The sequence below is a fragment of the Streptomyces sp. NBC_00461 genome, from assembly GCF_036013935.1.
Lineage (GTDB): Bacteria > Actinomycetota > Actinomycetes > Streptomycetales > Streptomycetaceae > Streptomyces.
In genome coordinates this window covers 4,897,720-4,918,011 of record NZ_CP107902.1, presented here as the reverse complement: position 1 = coordinate 4,918,011, position 20,292 = coordinate 4,897,720, and the positions used below count along the sequence as shown (strand labels likewise).

Here is a 20,292-nt window from a genome sequence, read left to right as displayed (position 1 = left end):
CGAAAGCGCGGCTCACCCGTCTCAGCAGGGCCCCGCCCGTGGGCTCCCGCCCGGCTCCCGTCCCGGCCCTCACCCCTCCAGCAGCCGCTGCCCCACGTACTCGCCCTTCGCCGCCCCGCCCGGCACGGCGAACAGACCGCTCGCCTCGTGGCGGATGTACTTCGACAGCGCGTCGCCCCGGTCGAGCTTGCGCTGGAGGGGGACGAAGCCCTGCAGCGGGTCGGCCTGCCAGCAGACGAAGAGCAGGCCCGCGTCTGGCACCCCGTCCGCGTCGAAGCCGTCGTGGTACGAGAACGGGCGCCGCAGGATGGCCGCCCCGCCGTTCTGGTCGGGGCGCGTGATGCGGGCGTGGGCGTTCACCGGGACGACGTACTCCCCCTTGGAGTCGGCCTTGTCGAGGTCCATCGGGGTCGTCTCCGTGCCGCCCGACAGGGGCGCCCCATCGGCCTTCCGGCGTCCGATGACGTTCTCCTGGGTCGTGAGCGAGAGCTTCTCCCAGTCGTCGAGGAGCATGCGGATGCGGCGGACGACGGCGTAGGAGCCGTTCGCCATCCAGGCCGGGGCGTTCGCGCCCGAGGACGGAACGAAGATCCGCTTGTCGAAGTCGGACTCGGCCGGCTTCGGGTTGCGCGTGCCGTCCAGCTGGCCCATGAGGTTGCGGGCCGTCATGGTGTGCGCGGTGGCGCCCGGGGTGCGGTTGAAGCCGTTCATCTGCCAGCGGATGCGGGCCGCGCTGCCCGCGTCCTTCTGGATCGCGCGCAGGGCGTGGAAGGCCACCAGGGCGTCGTCGGCGCCGATCTGCACCCACAGGTCGCCGTTGCTGCGGGCCTTGTCGAGGTGGTCGGAGGAGAAGTCGGGCAGCGGGTCGAGGGAGACCGGGCGCTGCTTCTCCAGACCGGTGCGGGAGAAGAAGCTGTGGCCGAGGCCGAAGGTGAGGGTGAGCGACGACGGGCCGGCATCGCGGGCCACGTCAGTGTCGTCGTGCGCCGCCGCCTCGCCGCTCATCAGGCGCTCGGCCGTCACCGACCAGCGGCGCAGCAGTGCGGCCGCCTCCTTGCGGCCCGCGCCCGCCGCCAGGTCGAAGGCGACGAGATGGCCGCGGGCCTGGAGACCTTCGGTGATGCCGGGCTGATGTTTCCCGTGAAACATCGCCCGGTCGGAGCCGAGTGAGCTGAGCGGGGTGGCCCCGGAGGGAGCGGCGGCATACCCCACGGCGCCGCCGGCCGCGCCGAGCACGAGCCCGGTGGCGCCGGCGGTGCCGAGCAGTTTCCGTCGAGACATGCCGTCTCCGGGGGACGCGTTCCCGTCAGCGGCCTCGGCCGGCGGTGCCTTGGGAGTGCGTGCCTCCGGAATGGACTGTTCAGCCATGGTGCGGTTCAGCCGATCTGCGCGTTCTTGGAGACGGTCGCCTGGTCGATGTCGGAGGTGCGCACGGTCACGGCGATCTTCCAGTCGCCGGCCATGGGGATCTGCACTCCGCTCGCCGACCAGTGTCCCGTGGCGACATGGTCGGGGGTGACGGGCAGTGGCCCGATCTTCTTCGCCTCAAGCGTGAAGGCGACCTTCACCTCGGGGATGTCGAAGGCCCGCCCGTTGGGCCGGGTGACGTAGACGTGCATCTCGTTGCCGCCCACGCGCGCGGGGTCGAAGTCGACCGACACGACGCCCTTGCCGTCGGTGCCACCCGTGTTGAAGGGCATGGTCAGCGTCAGCGCGCCGGACGACGAGTCGGACGTGGAGGAGGAGGACGAGGACGACGAGGACGAGGACGACGACGTGGTCGCCTTGGCCTCCTGCTCGGTGCGACCGGGCTCGGTCTGCGTCAGTACGGTGGTGACGGCGAGCAGGACCACGGCGACACCGGCCTCGGCGAGCACGGAACGCCGCAGCCCGAAGCGGCTGGGGTCGGCGTCACGCTGCCGCTTCTGCCGAGCCGTGTCCACGGCGGCCTGCTGGCGCGCGAGTTGGACGGCGCGCTCGCGGTCGGCGGGGTCTTCGGAGCCACCGGAGCCACCGGAGCCACCGGAGCCACCGGAGCCACCGGAGCCACCGGAGCCACCGGAGCCACCGGCATCACCGGCATCACCGGAGCCACCAGAGCCCCGGGCCTCGCCGGACGCCGCCGCCGTCGCCGTCTTCGTCGAGCCGGCCCCCGCCCGGGCGGCCGCCGGCTCCTTCTCGCCCGGGGCGTCGCCCTCGGCCGCAACCTCAGCGCCCGCCTCCTCAGCGCCCGCCTCCTCCGCGCCCGAGTCCTTCCCTCGGCGCGGCGTCAGTACGGCCGTGTCCGCCAGCCGTGCCGTCCAACGCCGGGAGATCGACGCGATGCCCACCAGCAGCACCACGAGACCGATCTTGACGAGGAGCAGCTGTCCGTACGTGGTGTCGGTGAAGGCCGACCAGGAGCCGAGCTGGCGCCAGGACTGGTAGACGCCGGTCGCGACCAGGGCGACGACGCTGGAGAAGGCGACCTGCGAGAAGCGGCGTACGGCCGAGGAGTCGACCGGGATGTCCGACCGGTACAGCGCCACGAGGAGCGCGCTCAGGCCGCCCAGCCAGGCCGCGACCGCCAGCAGGTGGACGACGTCGACCGGCATCGCGATACCGGGCTGGAGCCCGGTCGAGGCGTGCTCGGCCATCGCCCAGCTCGCCGCGAGACCGGCGGACACGACGAATCCGCCGATCGCGAGCCCGAAGGTCAGATCCCGCTTCTCCTCGTCCTCACGCTTGTCGTACGCGCCGAAGAGCACGGCGATGAACAGCGCCGCCGCGGCGAGCAGCAGCAGCCGCGAGACCAGCGCCGCGCCCGACTTGGTCTGCAGCACCTGCCCGAGCAGGCTCAGGTCGAAGATGTCGCCGACCTTGCCGGAGCTGGTGTAGGAGCCGCGCAGAAGCAGCAGCAGGAGGGTGGCCGAGGTGAGCGCCAGCCAGCCGGAGACCACGAACCGCTGCAGGGACCGTACGCCGGAACCGCGCTGCCAGCAGGCGAGGACGAAGGCGGCGCCGCCGACCATGACGATGAAGCCGGCGTAGGACACGTACCGTCCGAAGCCGTACAGCCAGCCGACGACCCCGCCGCCCACCGTCTGGTCGGTGACCGAGACGCTGGTCAGGGAGGGGGCGCCGATGGAGAAGGTGAAGGCCCCGGCGACGGGGTGGCTGTCCGCCGAGACGACCTGCCAGGCCACCGTGTAGGTGCCGTCGGGCAGGCCGCTGTGCAGCCGCACGGCGTACGAGGTGCCGCTCACGTTGGACGGCTTGCCGTAGTCGACGCGCTTGCCCTTGGGGTCGAGTACGCGCAGCGACTCGTCGGACGTGGCGACCTTCTCGGAGAAGGTGAGCGTGACCTGGTCGGGTGCCTTGTCGACCACCACCCCCTGCGCGGGGTCGCTGCCGGTCAGCGCGGCGTGCGCGGAAGCCGGTCCGGCACCGGCGAGGAGCACGCCGACGACGGCCAGGAACAGCAGCACCAGGGTCCGCATACGGCGGGGGGTGATGGTCTGCGTCATGGTGGTCCCTCCCTCAGTGTCCGGTCGCGGGGTTGTACGTGGCGGACTTCACCGGTATCTCAGCCTTGATCGGGCCGGCCTTGGCGAAGTGGAGTTCGACGGTCACCTTCTGGCCCTGCTTCGGCTGCCACTTCAGGTTCTCGAACATCAGATGGTTGCCGCCGCTCTTGAACACGAGTTGACCGTGTGCGGGGACATCCAGGGACTTGACCTCCTCCATGGACTGCCCGACCGTCCGGTGGATGGTGACACTGCCCGCGGCGTCGCTGGTGACGGAGGTCAGGTCGTCCGCGGCGCCACCCTTGTTGGCGATGGTGAGGAAGCCCGCGGCCATGTCGGAGACGGGCTGGGGCATGTAGGAGGAGCTGACGGACAGTTCGGCCTTCGCGTCGTCGGAGCCGCCGCAGCCCGTCAGGGTCAGAGCCAGTGCGCCCACCATGACCGCGGCGGGCACGGCCAGGTGCCTCACGGGTTCGCTCCCTTGATGATCTTGGGGAGGTCCTTGGTGTAGTCGCCGACGGTGGCGTCCTCGCCGTAGAGCACGTAACCGCCGTTGGTCTTCGGCGAGAACGCGATGACCTGGGTGCCGTGCACCGAGACCGTCTTGCCGGTCTTCTTGTCCTTGTGGGTCGGCTCGATGGAGATGCCGAGGGTACGGGCGCCGGCCTGGATGGTGGCGAAGTCGCCGGTCAGGCCGACGAACTGGGGGTCGATGCCCTTGAGCCACTTGCCGAGCTCGGACGAGGTGTCCCGCTGGGGGTCGGTGGTGACGAACACGACCCGCAGCTTGTCCTGCTCGGCCTTGGGCAGCTGCTTCTTGGCGACGGCGAGGTTGTTCATCGTCAGCGGGCAGATGTCGGGGCAGTGGGTGTAGCCGAAGTAGATCAGCGTCGGCCGGCCCGCGGTCTCCTTGCGGAAGTCGTACTTCTCGCCCTTGGTGTCGGTGAGGACGAGGTCGGGCTTCTCGAAGGGCTTGTCGAGGATGGTCGCGGCCTTCTGCGAGGTGTCCTCGGAGACCACGGCGACAGGTGACTTGCTGTCGTCGCCGCTGCCGCATGCGGAGAGGGTCAAAGTGGCGGCGGCGAGCAGCGCGGCCGTGGCGAACGTCTTCTTGCGCATAGAAAAATGTCCCAGATGTGAGAGCTCCGGTGTGCACCGGGGGCGGGCACAGGCTTGCGCCCCCGGTGCAGCACGCGGACGAACAGGCCTCAGGCGTCGCTGCGCCGACGGCCGGCGAGCACGCCGTACGCCACGCCCAGCGCGCCGACGACGATGCCCACGACGGCCAGCACGCGTGCGGTGGTGTCACTGCTGTCGGCGGCGGTGGAGGTGTCGGCGGCCGTGTTCTCGGCGTCCTTGGAGTCGGCGCCCTTGGCGTCGGCGGAGGCGTCCTCGGCGGTCGACGAACCGTGCGAGTGCCCGTCCTCGGAGGCGGCGGACAGGGCGAGCACGGGGGCCGGGTTCTCGGGCTCCTCCGCGCCGTCCTTCTGCACCTCGATCCAGCGCACGACCTCGTTGTCGGAGTACGTCTGCAGCGCCTTGAAGACGAGTTCGTCGGCGTCCTCCGGCAACGTGCCCACGGAGATGGGGAACTTCTGGAAGTAGCCGGGCTCGACGCCCTTGCCCTGCGCGGTCCAGGTGATCTTCGAGACGGCCTCGTTGATCTTCTTGCCGTGCATCTCGATCGGCTTGGCCAGCTTGGACTTGGTGACCTGGATCTTCCAGCCGTCCATCGGCTGCGGCATCGCGGAGGCCAGCGGGTGGTCGGTCGGGAAGTTGACCTCGACCTTGGTCGTCGAGGCGTCGTCGCGCTCGTTGGGGACCTTGAAGTCGATGACCGCGTAGCCGCCCTTGGCGGCGGTGCCCTCGGGCTGCACGCTGACGTGCGCGAACGCGGGCGCGGACAGGACGACGACGGCAGAGGCGGCGACGGCGCCGGTGACGGCGAGACGGGAAGCCTTCATGAACGGGTGCACTCCACTTCGAGTGAGGTTCCTGGTGCTGGGAGAGGTACGCGTGCGTGGCGGTGACCTGTCGGCCCGCAACGGGCACGCGCGTGTGCCGCACGACGGCGGCCCTCTCCCGTGGATCCGAAGTGGATACGGAGCGGTGGTCGCGTCGCGTCAGGCGGCGAGGTCGAGGCCGGGCGCGGCGGCCGGCGGACCGCGTCTGATCACCGTGTGCTGGAGCGCGGTGGTTCGGGGCTTCGGCGGCGCGAGAAGTGCGGTGCGCGGCGGGCGCGGGCCCTCTTCGGGCGCGGCCGGGAGGCCGGCCCGCAGGGCGCGCACCAGCGCGAGCGCCGCGCGCAGGGATCGTACGAGCGCTCCGTCGGTGACCGATTGCGCCGACAGCGTGGACAGTTCCGCGAGCCGCAGCAGGGCCAGGTCGCCGCGGCGCAGCAGCCAGCCGGCGGCGATCGCCGCGAGGACGTGGCTGAGCAGCATCGGCAGGGACGGCAGCAGCGAGGACATGGAACCGGTGGTGGACAGGGCGTCCGCCGGGTGGTGCACGGAGCCCATGTCCATGGCCGTGTCCGGCGAGAGCCGCGCGTCGGCGAGGATCCTGCGGGCCTGGGCGGGGCTGATCGCCGCCGCCGTGGTCCCGCACACGAGCCGCGCCGCCCGCTCCACGAGGGAGGCGTCGGCCATCGAGGACATCGACCGCATTGAGGACATCGGCGACATCAGTGACATCGGCGAACTTGCGCCCGGAGCCGCGGTCGTGTGCTGCCCCAGTCCGAACAGCGTGTGCAGCACGGTCTGTCCGACCGCGAGCAGCGCTACCGTGCCGGGCAGAGAGCGGGTGCGTCCCGTGAGGGGGGCCGCGACCAGGAAAGCCCCCAGGAAACCCGCGCCCAGCGTCCACAGCGGAACCGTGGCGCAGGAGGCGAGGGTGTGACCGGCCGCGGCCAGCACGACGCAGACCGCGGCGAACACCGCGGCCCGCAGTATCCGGAGATCGTTCCCGGAGCGCGCCCTGCGCTGGTGGGGGGCAGTCATGGCGGGCTCATCATCGCACTGGCCTTATGGGTGCCATACGGCAGGTCCGCAAGGTTCGGTTCCGAACCGGAAGGTCACTCTCTGGTACGGCCCGCCCCCACATACACCGATTCTGTTGAGGACGCATCGCCCATATGGGCGGCATCACGTCAACTCCGTGCTTACACCGGGGTGCAGGCGGCAATAAGAAACGGTATGTCGAGTCGCGGCCTGGAGGCTGGAGTATGAGCATCTGGTGGTCACTCCACTTGCGCCGTGATGCTGCGAGCGTTCCGCTCGCCCGGCGGCTGCTCCTCGGCACGATGGAGACGGCGGGTGTCGACCCCGACATCTCCTACGACCTCTCCGTCGCCCTCAGCGAGGCCTGCGCGAACGCCGTCGAGCACGGCGGGGACACCATGCACGGCGGATCCTCCGAGGCGTACCGGGTCACGGCCTACCTCGACGGTGAGAAGTGCCGTATCGAAGTCGCCGACTCCGGCCCCGGCTTCGCCACCTCCCCGACCCCCCGCCGCGCCCGCACCGACGCCGAACACGGCCGTGGCCTCTACCTGATCCGCGAACTCGCCGACCACGTCCACATCGGCAACAAGCCGGGGCGCGGGGGCACGATCGTGAGCTTCGACAAGATCCTCAAGTGGCGCGAGGACGCACCGTTGGTGGCGGTGTGAGGGGCGTCGGGCTGCCGTAGCAGGTGACCTCCGGTGGGGACGGGATGCCGTGGGGTGTCGCCAGGGATGCCGTCCAAGGGGGCGGGAGGGGAAGGTCCGTCACCGACCACGGGTGTTCGCCGGCCTCCATGCGGACGGGGCCGGGGAGGCCCGGGTGGGATTCCAGGGCGGTCAGGTCCGAGGTGATGCCCGTGCCGACGGCCTTGAGGACGGCCTCCTTGCGGGTCCAGCAGCGCAGGAAGGCGGCGTCGCGTTCGGGGCCGGCTGATGCGGCTGCCAGGTGCTTCGCCTCGGCGGGCGTGAGTGTCGAGGGGGCCAGGGTGTCCGTCGGGAGAGGGCGTCGCTCCTCGACGTCGACTCCGACCGGGCCCTCGCACACCGCGAGCGCCGCGCAGCCGGTGGTGTGCGACAGGCTGATCCGCAGCCGTGTCCCGGGGTGCAGCACGACGGGCGGCCCCTGCTCCGGGGTGCCGCAGCAGGGGCAGGCGGCGCGGCCCAGCCGGATCTGCCGGGGCGGTACGTCCAGCAGTTCGCCCAGGACGCGACGGGCACGCGCGCGCGTGACGACGATCGACGCCTTCGCGCGCGTACTGCGGGCGCGGTCGACACGGGCGCGCTCGGACGTGCTCAGCAGCGCGAGGTCGGTCGGTGTGTAGGTGAGCGGCAAGCGCCACCACCAGACCCTCGCCGGATGCGGGGCGTACGTCGGGTATGTCGAGGACATGTGAACGGACCGTAGGGCCGGGCCGGTTGCTCCCCGCCGGTGCTGACAGCAACCGGTCATCCGGCCCTCGCCCTGGCAGCTTCCTGCAGAGAAACTTGCCTGTTTCCCGCACCCGAGTTAATGGCAATTCCCTTTCCGCCGGCGCCTTAATTGTGAACGCCCATGGATCCTGGCTCCGCCGTCGAACCGCTGACTAACGTCGGACTCACCGAATCGAACGGCGAATATCCATGAGAAGGGCTTCACATGTCTGACGAAAGCAAGCAGCAGCAGCTCGACGAAATCCGCGAGATCGTCGCCGAGGTGCTCGAACTGGAGCCGGAGGAGATCAGCGAGACCAGCCTGTTCGTCGAGGACCACGAGGCGGACTCGCTGCGGGCGATCGAGATCCTGGCCCGCCTGGAGAAGAAGTACAAGGTCGAGATCCCGCAGTCCGAGCTGCCCAAGATGGTCAACCTGACCGAGGTGCACCGGATACTCGGCCAGCACGCCGGCTGGCAGGACTGACCGTATGCGACGGGTAGTCATCACGGGGCTCGGTCCCGTGTCGAGCATCGGTATTGGCGCGCCCGCCTATGGCGAGGCGCTGCGGGCGGGAGTGAACGGAGTTTCTCCGATCGCCTGTTTCGACTCGACTGGCTTTCCCTACTTCATGGCCGGTGAAGTGCACGAATTCCAGCCGACGGAATTGGTGCGGCGGCTGTCCGTCGACGAATGGGGCCGCACCAGTCTTTTCGCGGCCTCCGCGGCCCGGCTCGCGGTGGCCGACGCCGGGATCGACGAGGAGGAACTGGCCGCCTCCCGCGCCGGATCGAGCATGGGTACGACCGGCGGCGAGTCGCAGGTGCTGGAGCGCCTGACGGGCGACGCGCTGGAGAGGGGCGTCCACCGGCTGGACGCCGGCCTGGTCCGCCAGGTCTCCAGCGCCCGCCTCTCGCAGGCCGTGAACCGCGAGCTGCGCCTGACCGGCGACGCCGTCACGCTCTCCACCGCCTGCTCGGCCAGCAACTACGCGCTCGGCTACGCCTACGACCTGATCCGCACCGGCGAGGCCGACTACATGATCGCCGGCGGCGCGGACTCGGTCGGCCGCTGGTCGCACGCCGGTTTCTACCGGCTGGGCGCCCTCACCGAGAAGGCCTGCTCGCCCTTCGACAAGAACCGGTCCGGGATCATCACCGGCGAGGGCGGTGCCGCGCTGTTCCTGGAGAGCCTGGACTCTGCGCTGGCCCGCGGCGCCCGCATCCACGCCGAGGTGCTCGGCTACGGCGTCAACTGCGACGCCAACCACATGGTCGCGCCCCTGCGGGAGTCCATCGCCGCCTGTATGCGCCTCGCCCACCGCAACGCGGGCGTCGAGGCGGCGGACGTGGACTACATCTGCGCCCACGGCACCGGCACACCGGCCAACGACCAGGTGGAGGCCGGAGCGGTGGTCGACGTCTTCGGTGAGCGGCCGCCGCCGATCAGCTCCACCAAGTCGATGCTCGGCCACACCATGGGCGCCGCGAGCGGGCTCGGCGCGATCGCGTCGGTGCTCGGCATCACCGGATCGTTCCTGCCGCCCACGATCAACTACAGCACTCCTGACCCGGAGATGCCCCTGATCGACCCCGTCGCCAACGAGGCGCGGCGCGCGGACGTGCGCATCGCCCAGGTCAACGGATTCGCCTTCGGCGGCAACAACGCCATCGTCATGCTCGGGAGGTACTCATGACGGCGACAGCCGCACAGCTGTCCGCCCCCGCCTCGTCCACCACCCCGCTCGCGCTCGCGATCACCGGATTCGGAGTGCTCTCCGGCGCCGGGATCGGCATCGAGGCGCTCGCGAGCGCGCTCGCCGCCGGGCACTCGCCCACGGCGGACGTCTCCGGGATGTTCGAGGACCCGCTGCCGCGCCGGGACGCCCACGCACTGGTCGACTTCAGGGTCCGCGACCATCTCGGCCGCAAGGGCACGTCCTTCTTCGACCGCAGCACCTCGCTGGCCATGGTCGCCTGCGAGGAGGCGTTCGCCGACACGGACCTGGAGGTCGGCGACGCGAGCAGGGACCGTATGGGCATCACCCTCGGCACCACCGCCGGCAGCGCCAAGTCCACCAGCGACTACAGCCGCGACACCTTCGTCCAGGAGCGCCCGTACCTGGTCAACCCGCTGCTCTTCCCGAACGCGGTGATGAACTGCGCGGCCGGCCAGGCGGCGATCCGCTACGGCCTCAAGGGCGTGAACGCGACCATCGCGGGCGGGCACCTGGCCATGCTCAACGTGCTGCGCTACAGCCGCAATCTGATCGGCTGCGGTTACGCGGACGCGCTGCTGGCGGGCTGTGTCGAGGAGTTCAGCCCGCAGTCGGCCTGGGCGGTGCACTACGCCCAGCGCACCGACGGCGGACGCCTCGCCCCCGGCGAGGGCGCGGCGGTGTTCGTCGTGGAGAGCGCGGCCGCCGTACGCGCGGCCGGACGCCGCCCCGACGCGGAGATCCTCGCGGTGGAGACGGGCGTGTACGACCCTCCCGGGGCTGACGGAACGTTCGTCGCGGGCCTGACGTCCTGTCTGGCCCGCGCCCTGAAACGGGCGGGCGTACGGCCCGACGAGGTGACCGCCGTGGCCACCGCGGCGAACGGGATGCCCCGCTTCGACGAGGCGGAGGAGGCCGCAGTCACCGCCGTCCTCGGGGCCGGCCCCGAACGGCTGCGGGTCAAGGACCTGACGGGCGAGGCGTTCAGCGCGTCCGGCGCCTTCCAGCTCGCCGCACTGCTGGCCCGCCACCGCACACAGCCCGCCCGCGACGGCGAACTCTCCGTCATCACCACCCTGGGCGCGGACGGCGCCGCCGGTGCCGCCGTGGTCAGGGGGTGGAGCCGTGCCGATGGCGATCACGGGTAGCGCGATGACCACGTGCCTGGGCGACCTCGACGCGACCTTCCGGGCGCTGCTCGAAGGACGCAGCGGCGTGGGTCCGCTGCGCTGCGGCGACCCGGAGAAGCTGAACGTGCGGAACGGGTACGTGATCACGGACGCGGAGCCCGACGCCCCGCACCTCGCCGACTCCCCCCGACTGGCGGCCCGTTGGCTCGCCCGCACCGTCGCCGACGCGCTCGCCGACGCCGGTGTCGATCCGGCGAGGCGCCGTGTCGCAGTCGTCGTGGGCACGGGTCTGCGGGAACTCCGCGCGGTCGAGCAGTGGTACGCCGACGGGGCCGAACTGCGCCTCGCCCAGCTGCACTTCGCCGAGGCCGTGCGCTCCGTGGCCCCTGAGGTCACCGAGGTGCACACCCTAGCCAATGCCTGTGCCGCCTCCGGCTACGCGCTCGCTCTCGCCGCCGACCTGCTCGAACTCGGGGAGGCCGACGCCGTCGTGGCGGCCGGCTGCGACACCATGACCGAGAGCATGCTCGCCATGATCGGCCGGGTCGGCACGGCCACGGCCGACATGGTCCGCCCGTTCGACGCGGACCGCGACGGTGTGCTGCTCGGTGAGGGCGCGGTCGCCGTCGTACTCGAACGGGCGGATGAACTCCGGGACGGGCAGCGCCCGTTGGCGCTCCTGCGCGGTGTCGGCGTCGGCTGCGACGCCCACCACGAGACCGCGCCGGACCCCACCGGGATCGTCGCGACCATCCGGGACGCGCACGACCGTGCCGGAGTCACCCCGGACGAGATCGGACTCGTCGTCGCCCACGGCACGTCCACCGCCCTGAACGACCCGACCGAAGCCGCCGCGCTGCTGGAGACCTTCGGTGCGGACGGGCCTGTGGTCACCGGTATCAAGGGCGCCGTCGGACACACCTCCGGCGGTGCGGCCCTGATGAGCCTGCTCATCGCGGTGGCCGCCATGGATGCCGGCCTGGTGCCGCCCGTTGTCGGGTTGCGCATGCCGATCGCCGAGGCGGCGAAGTTGGGCCTCGTGTACGGGGAGGCGGTGCCGACCCGTGCGCGGCTTGCGCAGGTGAACGCGTTCGGGTTCGGCGGGGTCAATGCGGTGACGATCGTGGAGGCGTGCGTTGGCGCTCCGCTGGGAGGGCCGTCATGAGTCCGCAGGTTCGTCGTGGCCGGTCGCGCAGTTCCCCGCGCCCCTTGGGGGGTTCGTCAGGGCTGCTCGATGTGGCCGGGTGGTCCGTGCATGTCCCGGGGCTGTCCGCCGCGGATCTGCCCGGTTCGCCCGACAGCCCCGCCTGTCTCCCCGAAGACGCCAAGGAGGTCCTCGGCCGCAAGGGGCTGCTCGGTAAGGAGCCGTCCACGCGGCTTGCCCTCTGTGCGGTCCACCGTGCTCTCGGGCTGCCGCCGGGGCCGCTCGCGGAGTCCCTGCCGTACGCCGCCGGGACCGCCGTGGTCGTCGCCTCGAATCTCGGCAACGTCGAGACCGTCTGCTCGGTGCTCTCCGACGTGCGGGAGCGGGGCGGGTCCGTGGTCAGTCCGCTGGACGCGCCCAACGCCTCCAGCAACGTCATCGCCAGCACCCTCGCCATCCGCTACGGCTTCACCGGACCCAACCTCGCGGTGTGCAGCGGCGCCACGGCCGGCCTCGACGCGCTGTCGTTGGCCAGGCGGCTGATCCTCGCGGGCCGAGCCCCGCGCGCGGTCGTCGTCGGCGTGGAACCGGCCGACCCGGTCGCCGCCCGGCTGGCCGCCCTGCGCACGGACGCGCCCGCACCGCTCGCCGCGGGGGCCGGCTGCCTGCTCGTCGGTGAGCCCGGCGCGTGGCCTCACAGCACCGGTTTGCGGCTCGGCGCCGTACGACGCACGACTGGGCCGGTGGACCGACCCCATCCGGAACCCGGCGACTTCTACGGGGCCGCCGGCGTCATCCGCACCGCCGTCGCCGCAGCCCGCGGTGAGGCCCGCACCATCGGCTGCGGCGGGGCCGAGGACGGCTGGGCCGCCGTGGACCTGACCGTCGTGGGAGAACCGACGGGGGTCCCGGCATGACCTGGACCAAGGTGGCCGCCGACGACGACGGGCTGGAGGTGTGGCGCGGCCCCGGCAGCGGGCCGCCGCTGGTCGCCGCGCACGGCATCGAGGACTCCTGGCGCTGCTGGCAGCCCCTCACCGAGCGGCTGCCCGGCCACACCCCGTACGCGCTCCAACTGCCCTGGCACGGCGGGAACTCGTACGAGTGGCGGCCGAAGGCATCGCCGGGCGAGTGGCTGGCCCGGGCGCTCGACCTCGTGCCCGAACGGCCCGTCGCCCTGCTCGGCCACTCCTTCGGCGCCAACGCCATCCTGGAACACCTGGCCACCGGCCCGGTGGACCCGCGGATCGAGGCGGTCGTCCTGGCCGCCCCCTTCTACCGGCCCGCCGACTTCCCGCTCACCGACGAGCTGCGCACCCGCTCCCTCGCCGCCCTGCGCAAGGTGATCGTCGAGGGGCTGCGGCTGAATCTGGGGCGCCGCCACGACACGCTCGACCCCGACGTACGGCGCCGGATGGTGCGCAAGCTCCTGGACCGCGCCGTGCCGGGCGGATTCCCGGTGTTCTACGAGGAGTTCGCGCGCTCCGGGCTGCTCGACCTGACCCGGATCACCGTGCCGACCCTCGTCGTCGCCGGCACCCGGGACGAGTCGCTGACCCCGATGCGGGCCGCCGCCCTCGACCGGGACATGCCCGCCGCGACGGTGCGCCTGCTCCCGGCCCTCGGCCACTTCTGCCACGTGGCGCAGGCCGAGCGGACGAGCCGGGCCGTCACCGCGTTCCTGGCCCCCACCACCCCTCAAGGAGAACCGCCCATGCCCGAACTGCTCGACGGCGAGCCCACCAGTTATGTGGGGCAGCCGCGTTACGAAGGCGCCAACATCCGTACCTGGATCGGCTTCAAGCACTTCATGTACCTCGTGGAGGAGTCGGTCCTGCAGTACTTCGCCGACCGCGGCGTGGACGCCAGGACGCTGTACCACACCTACGGTCTCGGCCTGGAGATCGTCGACTCGTCCGTGCAGCTGCCGGTGGCCCTGGAGGTCGGCGAGCAGGTGTACGCCACCGTCGTCTCGGCCAAGGCGAAGCCCGGCCAGGGCGCGCCGTTCACGGTGACCCTGACCGTGGAGCGCGCGGGGCAGACCGTCAGCGTGCTCAAGGGCAAGGTGCGGGCGGCCCTCGTCACCGTCAAGGACGGCTCGGGCACGGAACCGGTGCCCGGCTTCCTGGAGCCGTACGTCGTCCCCGAGGTGGCCGCACTGAACAACGCGGCCGCCGGCAGCCTGCCGATCGCCGAGGGCCAGGAGGTCGCCGACGTCCTGGCGCCCGAGGGCTCCGGCGCCTACCTGTGGGACTGGCGGGCCCCCTACTTCTACTGCCACTTCTCCGACCGGCTGCAGCACTCCGCGTACATCCGCACCCTCGAAGAGGTCGTCGACCGCTTCCTGCACGACCGCGGGCTCGCGATCGGGCGGCTGCTGGAGGAGCGCGGCTGGATCCCGGTGGTCTCCCGGACCCGGGTGCAGGTGCTGTCCGACATCTTCATGGAGGAGACCGTCCACACCGTCTTCCGGGTCGACGAGATCCTCCGCGACACCATGTACACGGCCCGGATGGACTGCTACGTCCGCCGCGGGGACCGCCTGGAGCGCGCCGCCACCGCCACGATCATGCACGGTTACGCGATCAGCCGCGGCGAGCAGGCCGGCACCGTCGCCGTCCTCGACGAACAGACGCAGGCCGCCCTCCTCGGAGGCCTCCTCGGGGGTGCCGCATGAGCCCGCGCAGGCCGCCCCGCGTGTACTTCTCCCTGCGCAGCCCCTTCAGCTGGATGGCGCTGCGGCGCCTGGAGGAGCGCTTCCCGAACGCGCAGGAGATCGCCGAGTTCATCCCCTTCTCGGAGCCGGACGCGAAGAGCGCCGCCGCGCTGCAGGCCGCGGGCGGGGAGTTCCACTACGTGGCCATGAGCAAGGCCAAGCACCTGTACATCCTGAACGACACCAAGCGGCTCGCCGCCACGTACGGCTACGCGATGAAGTGGCCCATCGACAAGGGCGACGAGTGGTGGGACCTGCCCCACCTGGCCTGGTTCAAGGCCCGGGAGCTCGGCGTCCATCGCGCCTACTACGACGCCGTGATGGCGGCCCGCTGGGAGCGCGGCGAGAACATCTGCGACCCCGCGATCCTGCGCCGGGTCTGCGACGAGGCCGGTCTCGACGGGGCCCTCCTGGTCGCCGCGCCGGACGAGGAGCACATCCGCGAACAGGGCGTCGAGGCTCTCATGCGGATCTACGAGGACGACGTCTTCGGCGTCCCGTACTTCAAGTTCGGCCGGCACCGCTTCTGGGGCCTGGACCGGCTCGACGGCTTCCTGGCCGCCCTCGAAGAGGCGCTGGCTCCTGCGGGAACGGCTGCTCCCGCTGCGGCCGATCCCCTGGCCGGCATCCCCGCCGAACTGCGCGAGCGACGCGGCTCGATGGACCACGACACCGCGGGCGGCTGCGGCTGACCGCCGCCAACGACCACTAAGGAGCAGGCACATGACCGAACGTCAGGTGGCCCTCGTCACCGGCGGATCCCGCGGCATCGGACGTGCCGTGGCCGTACGTCTCGCGGCGGACGGCTACGACATCGCCTTCTGCTACCGCAGCGGAGCGGACGCGGCCGCGCAGACGGAGAAGCTGGTGCGCGAGGCCGGGGCGCAGGTCCACCACGCCCCGTGCGACGTGGCCGACTTCGACGCCGTGCAGGAGTTCGTGAGCGAGACGGGCAGGCGGCTCGGACCCGTCGCCGCGCTCGTCAACTCCGCGGGCGTCGTCCGGGACAACCCGATGGTGTTGATGCCGGTCGAGGACTGGCACACCGTCATCGACACGAACCTCACCGGCACCTTCAACTTCTGCCGCTCCGTGGGCTTCGGCTTCATGAAGCGCAAGCAGGGCGTCATCGTCAACATGTCGTCCATCGCCGGTGTCTACGGCCACGCCACGCAGAGCAACTACGCCGCCTCCAAGGCCGGCATCCAGGGCATGAGCGCGTCCCTCGCCAAGGAGGTCGCGTCCTACGGCATCCGCGTCAACGTCGTCGCGCCCGGCTTCATCGAGACCGACATGACCGACCGGCTGCCTGAGAAGGTCCGCGCCGAGGCCCTGAAGTCGATCCCGCTGAAGCGGTACGGCGGCGCGGACGAGGTCGCCGACCTGGTCTCCTTCCTGGTGTCCGACCGGGCCGCGTACATCACCGGCGAGGTCATCCAGATCGACGGCGGAGTCGCGCTGTGAACGCGGCGGGCCCGGTCGTGGTGACCGGGCCCCGCCCGCGGGCCACCTCGGTGGACCCGGCCCACACGGTGACCGTGCACTCGCCGGCCGAGGTGTCCGTGAGCCGGCTCGTGTCGGCCGACGACCCCTATCTGGAGGGCCACTACCCGGAGTTCACCGTCTATCCGGGCGCGTTCATCGTCGAGTCGGTCTACCAGGCGGTGCTGCATCTGCTGTGGCGGACCCGGGGCGCGGACGCCTGGGCGCGGCCCGTCTCGATCGACTCCGTCCGCTTCACCGGCGCCCTCGCGCCCGGCGACACGCTCGACGTGCACTGCGCGTGTGAGCCGACGGCGCCGGGCCGGCTCGCGGCGACGGCCCGCTGCACCACCGCCGGAAACACGGCGGCACAGGTCCGGATGACCTTCGAGGTCACGCCCTCCGAAGGCGGGTCACATGCTTGAGTACGCCGACATCCGCGGTCTGATCCCGCACGCGCACCCGATGCTCCTGGTCGACCGGGTGGTGGAGTGGCAGCCGTACGACCGCATCGTCACCGTCAAGTCCGTGACCGGCAGCGAGCCCTGCTACAAGGGCCTGGCGCCGGGCGCCCCGCACCGGGCCTTCGCCTATCCGCCCTCGCTCCTCATGGAGTCCTGGGGCCAGGGCGCCGCGATCCTCTGGATGCGGCGGGTCAGGGACAAGGAGGGCGAGCGGACCGGGGCGGCGCCGATCCTCGCCGCCGCCCGGAACATGCGCTTCCACCGCGAGGTGTTCCCTGGGGACACCCTGCGCCACGTCGTCCGCATCGACCAGTACTCCGGCAGCAGCGTCATCATGAGCGGCGAGTCCTACGTCGGCGACGACCAGGTCGCCGAGATCGGCTACGCCATCGCGGTCCTGCGCCCGTCCGAGGAACTGACCTGGGGCGCCGCCTGATGCCGCCGCCCGACGTGGTCATCACGGGCCTGGGGGTGGTCTCACCGCTGGGGCACGACCTTGGGTCCTTCTGGACGGGGCTGCTCCGCGGCGAGGTCCCGGCACGCCCGCTCACCTTCCCGGGGGCCGCGATGCCGGGAGCGGTCGCGTACCTGGTGGAGGACGTGCCCGACACGGACGGGATCGCGGCGCCGCCTGTTCGCGGCCGGGCCTTGGGCGGTCCGGCCGGGGGCACGCCCTTCGGGGGCCGGGCCCCGTCCGCGGCGCATGCCGTCGACGGAGCCTCCGGCGACCTGGCGGGCCCCGGCACGGCGAGCGGTGGCGGGGCGCCTCCGGCGGCATGCGCTCCGGTGCCGGCGGCCCCCTCCCACGCCCCCGCCTCCCAACGACTCGGCAGAGCAAGCACCTTCGCCCTCGCCGCCGCCCGGGACGCGCTCGCCGACGCCGGACTCGGCGCACGCGGACCCGGCGAACTCGCGGACGTCGGGCTGTGCGTGGCCACCGGCAACGGGGACAGCGATCTGCTGGAGGCCCGGCGGGACGGGCGCCGGGAGGGGACCGGGCTCGACTGGTACCCGTACAACACCCTCGGCCTGCTGTCGCATCGACTCGGCCTGTACGGGCCCGGGTTGACGATCTCCACGGCCTGCGCGGCCGGCGCCTACGCGGTGGCCGTCGGCGCGGAGGCGATCGCCGCGGGCGAGACGGACGTGGTCCTGGTCGGCGGCGCCGAGGCGGTCTCACGGCCGGCCGTCGGGGCGTTCCTGCGCCTGGGCGCGGGCGACCCGGAGCACTGCCGTCCGTTCGACGCCGACCGTGCGGGCACCGTCTACGGCGAGGGCGCCGCGTTCCTGGTCCTGGAGTCCGCCGAGCACGCGGCGGCGCGCGGAAGGGCGCCGTACGCGCGCGTGCTCAGCTCGGGCTGGAGCTGCGACGCCTTCCATGTCACCGCGCCGGACCCGGAGGGCACCCAGTCCCTGCGGGCCGTCCACGACGCGCTCGACCGGGGCGGTATCGCCCCCGACTCCATCGGCGCCGTCCTCGCCCACGGCACCGGCACGCCCGCCAACGACGCCGTGGAGAGCCGCGTCACCGCGCAGGTGCTCGGCGACCGCACCCCCGACGTCCCGGTGACCGCCGTCAAGGCGTCCCTCGGACACAGCGGGGGAGCGGCCGGTGCCTTCGCCTGCCTGACCGCGGCCCTGGTCGTCCGGCACGGTCTCGTGCCGCCCGTGGGCACCCTGCGTCGCCTGGACCCGGCGTGCGCGCTGAGGGTGGTTCGCGGGGCGCCCGAGGTGTCGGCGGCGGAAACGGTCCTGGTCAATGCCTATGCCTTCGGCGGCAACAACATCTCCGTCGCGGTGGGAGCGGCGGGCATTCGGGGGGAGGGGGGCGTATGAGGTCCGATCACGCGGCACAGGTCGCGGTCACGGGTATCGGCCCGGTCAGCCGACTGGGCATCGGGGCCAAGGAACTGGCCGCGGCACCGACCGTCACGGGGGCGGCCGGCCAAGCCCAAGGGGCGCTCGGCATCCGGGAGTTGGACAACTTCCATCCGGCGGAGTTCCTCGGCCGCCGCGGCTGGCGTCTGCTCCCGCGGGCGACCCGGATGGCGCTCGCCGCCGCCCGGCTGGCCCTGCCGGGCCAGGACGACCTCGGTGCGCCCGCCCCCGAGCGCACCGGGGTCGTCGTCGGCACCAACTTCGCGGTGGACGAGATCGTGGACCGCATCGACCGCGCGCTCCTCGCCGAGGGCATCTCCGGCATCAGCCCGGTCGAGTGCCCCAACTTCGCCGTCAACGTCCCGGTCAGCCAGGTCTCCCTCACCTACGGCCTCAAGGCGTTCAACGTCACCCTCGTCGACCTCCTCACCGCCGGCTACGCCTCGGTGCTGCTCGGCGCCCGTGCCCTGCGCGCCGGCCGCGCCGACGCGGTCCTCACCGGCGCGATCGAGGGGCTCCCGCCGGACGGCGCGGGCGAGTTGTGCGGTCCCGAGGCCGACGAGGGCAGCGCCTGTCTGCTGCACCTGGAACCTGCCGCGACGGCCCTGGACCGCGGCGCCCTCGTCCACGGGTTCCTCACCGGCGGCGCGCACCGCATGCTGCCGCCCGAGCCCGCGGTGGCCGCGCGCGTCCTGGAATCCGTCCTGGACCGCCTCGGCGACCCGCCCCCCACAGCCGTACGACTCCACGTCCCCCTCGGCGACCACGGCACGCACGCCGCCGAGACCGTCGCGCGCTGGGCCGCCCGGCGCCAGGTCCCCGACGGCGTGGCGCTGACCCGGGGCGGCGCGCAGACCGGCGCCACCGGCATCCTCGCCCTGGCCCAGCACCTGGCCCGCCCGGCGGGTCAACCGGCCGGCGGCGATGTCGCGTTCGTAGCCCTCGGGCCCCAGGGGCACCTCGTCGCCCTGCGCGTCGCACGGGACGGGGGCACGCCATGAGCGGACCCGTCAGCGAATCCACCCTCTACGGCGAGGAAGTCGCCGTCCACCGCTTCGCCGCCCAGCCCGCCGCCGCCTTCGTGCACGGACTGGAGGACGCCTGGGACTGCTGGTCCCCGCTGGCCGCACGCCTCGCCGGACGGCTCAGGGGCTACCCGCTCGATCTGCCCTGGCGGACCGGCGGCAGCTACCGCTGGCGCAGCCGGGGCGCCGCCGCGCAGTGGGTGGAGGCGGGCCTCGACCTCGTGCCCGACCCGGTCTCCGTCGTCGTGGCGCATTCGCTGGGTGCCAACGCGGTGCTGCAGTGGCTCGCGGCGGGGGCCCGGCCGAAGCTGGACGCGCTGGTGCTGCTGTCGCCGTTCTACTGGCCGCCGTCGATGCGGCCCGACTGGCAGACCTTCGACGCGTTCCGCGACGACTTCGCCACCGTGATGACGATGGGGCTGCGCACCCGCCTCGGGGCGCGGGCGCAGACCATGGACCCCGACGTCTTCACCGCCATGGCGCGCAAGATGCTCGACGGGATGGGGCCGCAGGCCTTCATCGCCCTGTTCGACCAGTACAGCGCGGCCACCGGGCTGGCCCTGCAGGACATCCACATCCCCACCCTGATCATCGGCTCTCCCCACGACCTCGGACTCGCCGGTGAGCGGGCCGAGGCGCTCAAGGCCGACCTGCCCGTGGCCGAACTGCACCTGGATCCGCGGCTGTCGCACTTCAGCCACGCCGACCAGCCCGACGAAGTGGCCCGGCTGGTCCTCGGGTTCCTGGACCGTGCCGCGACCACCGCACCCGGCCACGCCCCCACCACGCAACCGCTGCAAAGGAGTTGACCCGTC

Annotated in this window: 21 protein-coding genes; 14 read left to right on the top strand and 7 right to left on the bottom strand. The window is 72.2% G+C overall.

The genetic code is table 11. The features are described from left to right. Window positions 1-69: 69 nt before the first annotated feature. From efeB to OG870_RS23075, 6 genes are all read right to left on the bottom strand, one after another. Window positions 70-1,368, bottom strand: coding sequence for an iron uptake transporter deferrochelatase/peroxidase subunit (efeB, locus tag OG870_RS23100; protein WP_327691374.1), 1,299 nt, complete (start codon window positions 1,366-1,368; stop codon window positions 70-72). Between the two features lie 8 nt (window positions 1,369-1,376). Next, a complete protein-coding gene (locus OG870_RS23095) occupies window positions 1,377-3,506 on the bottom strand; it encodes a copper resistance CopC/CopD family protein (RefSeq protein ID WP_327691373.1) in 2,130 nt (709 codons plus the stop codon). A gap of 13 nt (window positions 3,507-3,519) precedes the next feature. Continuing rightward, window positions 3,520-3,975, bottom strand: coding sequence for a copper chaperone PCu(A)C (locus tag OG870_RS23090; protein WP_266839419.1), 456 nt, complete (start codon window positions 3,973-3,975; stop codon window positions 3,520-3,522). Continuing rightward, window positions 3,972-4,625: an SCO family protein gene (locus tag OG870_RS23085; protein ID WP_266517615.1), complete on the bottom strand. Its 654-nt coding sequence runs from the start codon at window positions 4,623-4,625 to the stop codon at window positions 3,972-3,974. The genes OG870_RS23090 and OG870_RS23085 overlap by 4 nt, the downstream gene beginning before the upstream one ends. A gap of 89 nt (window positions 4,626-4,714) precedes the next feature. Next, window positions 4,715-5,470, bottom strand: a complete 756-nt coding sequence (locus OG870_RS23080) for a YcnI family copper-binding membrane protein (protein WP_266583158.1) — start codon at window positions 5,468-5,470, stop codon at window positions 4,715-4,717. Between the two features lie 159 nt (window positions 5,471-5,629). Next, window positions 5,630-6,505, bottom strand: a complete 876-nt coding sequence (locus OG870_RS23075; RefSeq protein ID WP_266839422.1) for a hypothetical protein — start codon at window positions 6,503-6,505, stop codon at window positions 5,630-5,632. Between the two features lie 224 nt (window positions 6,506-6,729). Between OG870_RS23075 and OG870_RS23070 the strand changes: the two genes are divergently transcribed. Beyond that, the gene (locus OG870_RS23070; protein ID WP_266839424.1) at window positions 6,730-7,176 is read left to right on the top strand and encodes an ATP-binding protein; all 447 of its coding nucleotides are present in this window, start codon (window positions 6,730-6,732) and stop codon (window positions 7,174-7,176) included. Here OG870_RS23070 and OG870_RS23065 read toward each other — a convergent pair. Beyond that, window positions 7,139-7,900 carry a 4'-phosphopantetheinyl transferase family protein gene (locus tag OG870_RS23065; protein WP_266583160.1) on the bottom strand — a complete coding sequence of 254 codons (762 nt, stop codon included), beginning with the start codon at window positions 7,898-7,900 and terminating at the stop codon, window positions 7,139-7,141. The two genes, OG870_RS23070 and OG870_RS23065, sit on opposite strands and share 38 nt — an antisense overlap. Before the next feature lie 246 nt (window positions 7,901-8,146). On the opposite strand from OG870_RS23065, the gene OG870_RS23060 reads away from it, so the two are divergent. Genes OG870_RS23060 through OG870_RS23000 form a run of 13 tightly spaced genes read left to right on the top strand, consistent with a single transcriptional unit; the run spans window position 8,147 to window position 20,286 of the window. Continuing rightward, the gene (locus OG870_RS23060; RefSeq protein ID WP_266517601.1) at window positions 8,147-8,407 is read left to right on the top strand and encodes an acyl carrier protein; all 261 of its coding nucleotides are present in this window, start codon (window positions 8,147-8,149) and stop codon (window positions 8,405-8,407) included. 4 nt (window positions 8,408-8,411) lie between these two features. Next, on the top strand, window positions 8,412-9,617 hold the full coding sequence (locus OG870_RS23055; protein WP_266517598.1) for a beta-ketoacyl-[acyl-carrier-protein] synthase family protein: 1,206 nt from the start codon (window positions 8,412-8,414) through the stop codon (window positions 9,615-9,617). Next, window positions 9,614-10,786: a beta-ketoacyl synthase N-terminal-like domain-containing protein gene (locus OG870_RS23050; protein WP_266839426.1), complete on the top strand. Its 1,173-nt coding sequence runs from the start codon at window positions 9,614-9,616 to the stop codon at window positions 10,784-10,786. The genes OG870_RS23055 and OG870_RS23050 overlap by 4 nt, the downstream gene beginning before the upstream one ends. Then, window positions 10,770-11,933 carry a beta-ketoacyl-[acyl-carrier-protein] synthase family protein gene (locus OG870_RS23045; protein ID WP_327691372.1) on the top strand — a complete coding sequence of 388 codons (1,164 nt, stop codon included), beginning with the start codon at window positions 10,770-10,772 and terminating at the stop codon, window positions 11,931-11,933. Before OG870_RS23050 ends, OG870_RS23045 begins: the two co-directional genes overlap by 17 nt. Next, complete coding sequence (locus tag OG870_RS23040) at window positions 11,930-12,829, top strand: beta-ketoacyl synthase N-terminal-like domain-containing protein (protein ID WP_266583164.1); 900 nt, start codon at window positions 11,930-11,932, stop codon at window positions 12,827-12,829. Before OG870_RS23045 ends, OG870_RS23040 begins: the two co-directional genes overlap by 4 nt. Continuing rightward, the gene (locus OG870_RS23035) at window positions 12,826-14,589 is read left to right on the top strand and encodes an alpha/beta fold hydrolase (protein WP_327691371.1); all 1,764 of its coding nucleotides are present in this window, start codon (window positions 12,826-12,828) and stop codon (window positions 14,587-14,589) included. Before OG870_RS23040 ends, OG870_RS23035 begins: the two co-directional genes overlap by 4 nt. After that, window positions 14,586-15,320, top strand: a complete 735-nt coding sequence (locus OG870_RS23030) for a DsbA family protein (protein ID WP_266517583.1) — start codon at window positions 14,586-14,588, stop codon at window positions 15,318-15,320. Before OG870_RS23035 ends, OG870_RS23030 begins: the two co-directional genes overlap by 4 nt. A 31-nt stretch (window positions 15,321-15,351) precedes the next feature. Further along, the gene (gene fabG, locus OG870_RS23025; RefSeq protein ID WP_266517581.1) at window positions 15,352-16,092 is read left to right on the top strand and encodes a 3-oxoacyl-[acyl-carrier-protein] reductase; all 741 of its coding nucleotides are present in this window, start codon (window positions 15,352-15,354) and stop codon (window positions 16,090-16,092) included. Then, complete coding sequence (locus OG870_RS23020) at window positions 16,089-16,535, top strand: 3-hydroxyacyl-ACP dehydratase FabZ family protein (protein ID WP_327691370.1); 447 nt, start codon at window positions 16,089-16,091, stop codon at window positions 16,533-16,535. Before fabG ends, OG870_RS23020 begins: the two co-directional genes overlap by 4 nt. Beyond that, on the top strand, window positions 16,528-17,010 hold the full coding sequence (locus OG870_RS23015) for a 3-hydroxyacyl-ACP dehydratase FabZ family protein (RefSeq protein ID WP_266517575.1): 483 nt from the start codon (window positions 16,528-16,530) through the stop codon (window positions 17,008-17,010). The genes OG870_RS23020 and OG870_RS23015 overlap by 8 nt, the downstream gene beginning before the upstream one ends. Then, window positions 17,010-18,410 carry a beta-ketoacyl synthase N-terminal-like domain-containing protein gene (locus tag OG870_RS23010; RefSeq protein WP_327691369.1) on the top strand — a complete coding sequence of 467 codons (1,401 nt, stop codon included), beginning with the start codon at window positions 17,010-17,012 and terminating at the stop codon, window positions 18,408-18,410. The genes OG870_RS23015 and OG870_RS23010 overlap by 1 nt, the downstream gene beginning before the upstream one ends. Continuing rightward, window positions 18,407-19,453, top strand: a complete 1,047-nt coding sequence (locus tag OG870_RS23005; protein ID WP_327691368.1) for a beta-ketoacyl synthase N-terminal-like domain-containing protein — start codon at window positions 18,407-18,409, stop codon at window positions 19,451-19,453. Before OG870_RS23010 ends, OG870_RS23005 begins: the two co-directional genes overlap by 4 nt. Beyond that, entirely contained in the window at window positions 19,450-20,286 is an 837-nt protein-coding gene (locus OG870_RS23000) for an alpha/beta fold hydrolase (protein WP_327691366.1), read from the top strand. Before OG870_RS23005 ends, OG870_RS23000 begins: the two co-directional genes overlap by 4 nt. The last annotated feature ends 6 nt before the right edge of the window (window positions 20,287-20,292 follow it).

Bases quoted from the DNA above. Each gene is read 5' to 3' on its own strand.
- OG870_RS23060 (WP_266517601.1), top strand. From the start codon at position 8,147: ATGTCTGACGAAAGCAAGCAGCAGCAGCTCGACGAAATCCGCGAGATC.
- OG870_RS23035 (WP_327691371.1), top strand. From the start codon at position 12,826: ATGACCTGGACCAAGGTGGCCGCCGACGACGACGGGCTGGAGGTGTGG.
- OG870_RS23055 (WP_266517598.1), top strand. From the start codon at position 8,412: ATGCGACGGGTAGTCATCACGGGGCTCGGTCCCGTGTCGAGCATCGGT.
- OG870_RS23015 (WP_266517575.1), top strand. From the start codon at position 16,528: ATGCTTGAGTACGCCGACATCCGCGGTCTGATCCCGCACGCGCACCCG.
- OG870_RS23005 (WP_327691368.1), top strand. From the start codon at position 18,407: ATGAGGTCCGATCACGCGGCACAGGTCGCGGTCACGGGTATCGGCCCG.
- fabG (WP_266517581.1), top strand. From the start codon at position 15,352: ATGACCGAACGTCAGGTGGCCCTCGTCACCGGCGGATCCCGCGGCATC.
- OG870_RS23070 (WP_266839424.1), top strand. From the start codon at position 6,730: ATGAGCATCTGGTGGTCACTCCACTTGCGCCGTGATGCTGCGAGCGTT.
- efeB (WP_327691374.1), bottom strand. From the start codon at position 1,368: ATGGCTGAACAGTCCATTCCGGAGGCACGCACTCCCAAGGCACCGCCG.
- OG870_RS23075 (WP_266839422.1), bottom strand. From the start codon at position 6,505: ATGACTGCCCCCCACCAGCGCAGGGCGCGCTCCGGGAACGATCTCCGG.
- OG870_RS23080 (WP_266583158.1), bottom strand. From the start codon at position 5,470: ATGAAGGCTTCCCGTCTCGCCGTCACCGGCGCCGTCGCCGCCTCTGCC.
- OG870_RS23000 (WP_327691366.1), top strand. From the start codon at position 19,450: ATGAGCGGACCCGTCAGCGAATCCACCCTCTACGGCGAGGAAGTCGCC.
- OG870_RS23095 (WP_327691373.1), bottom strand. From the start codon at position 3,506: ATGACGCAGACCATCACCCCCCGCCGTATGCGGACCCTGGTGCTGCTG.
- OG870_RS23045 (WP_327691372.1), top strand. From the start codon at position 10,770: ATGGCGATCACGGGTAGCGCGATGACCACGTGCCTGGGCGACCTCGAC.
- OG870_RS23040 (WP_266583164.1), top strand. From the start codon at position 11,930: ATGAGTCCGCAGGTTCGTCGTGGCCGGTCGCGCAGTTCCCCGCGCCCC.
- OG870_RS23050 (WP_266839426.1), top strand. From the start codon at position 9,614: ATGACGGCGACAGCCGCACAGCTGTCCGCCCCCGCCTCGTCCACCACC.
- OG870_RS23010 (WP_327691369.1), top strand. From the start codon at position 17,010: ATGCCGCCGCCCGACGTGGTCATCACGGGCCTGGGGGTGGTCTCACCG.
- OG870_RS23085 (WP_266517615.1), bottom strand. From the start codon at position 4,625: ATGCGCAAGAAGACGTTCGCCACGGCCGCGCTGCTCGCCGCCGCCACT.
- OG870_RS23030 (WP_266517583.1), top strand. From the start codon at position 14,586: ATGAGCCCGCGCAGGCCGCCCCGCGTGTACTTCTCCCTGCGCAGCCCC.
- OG870_RS23065 (WP_266583160.1), bottom strand. From the start codon at position 7,900: ATGTCCTCGACATACCCGACGTACGCCCCGCATCCGGCGAGGGTCTGG.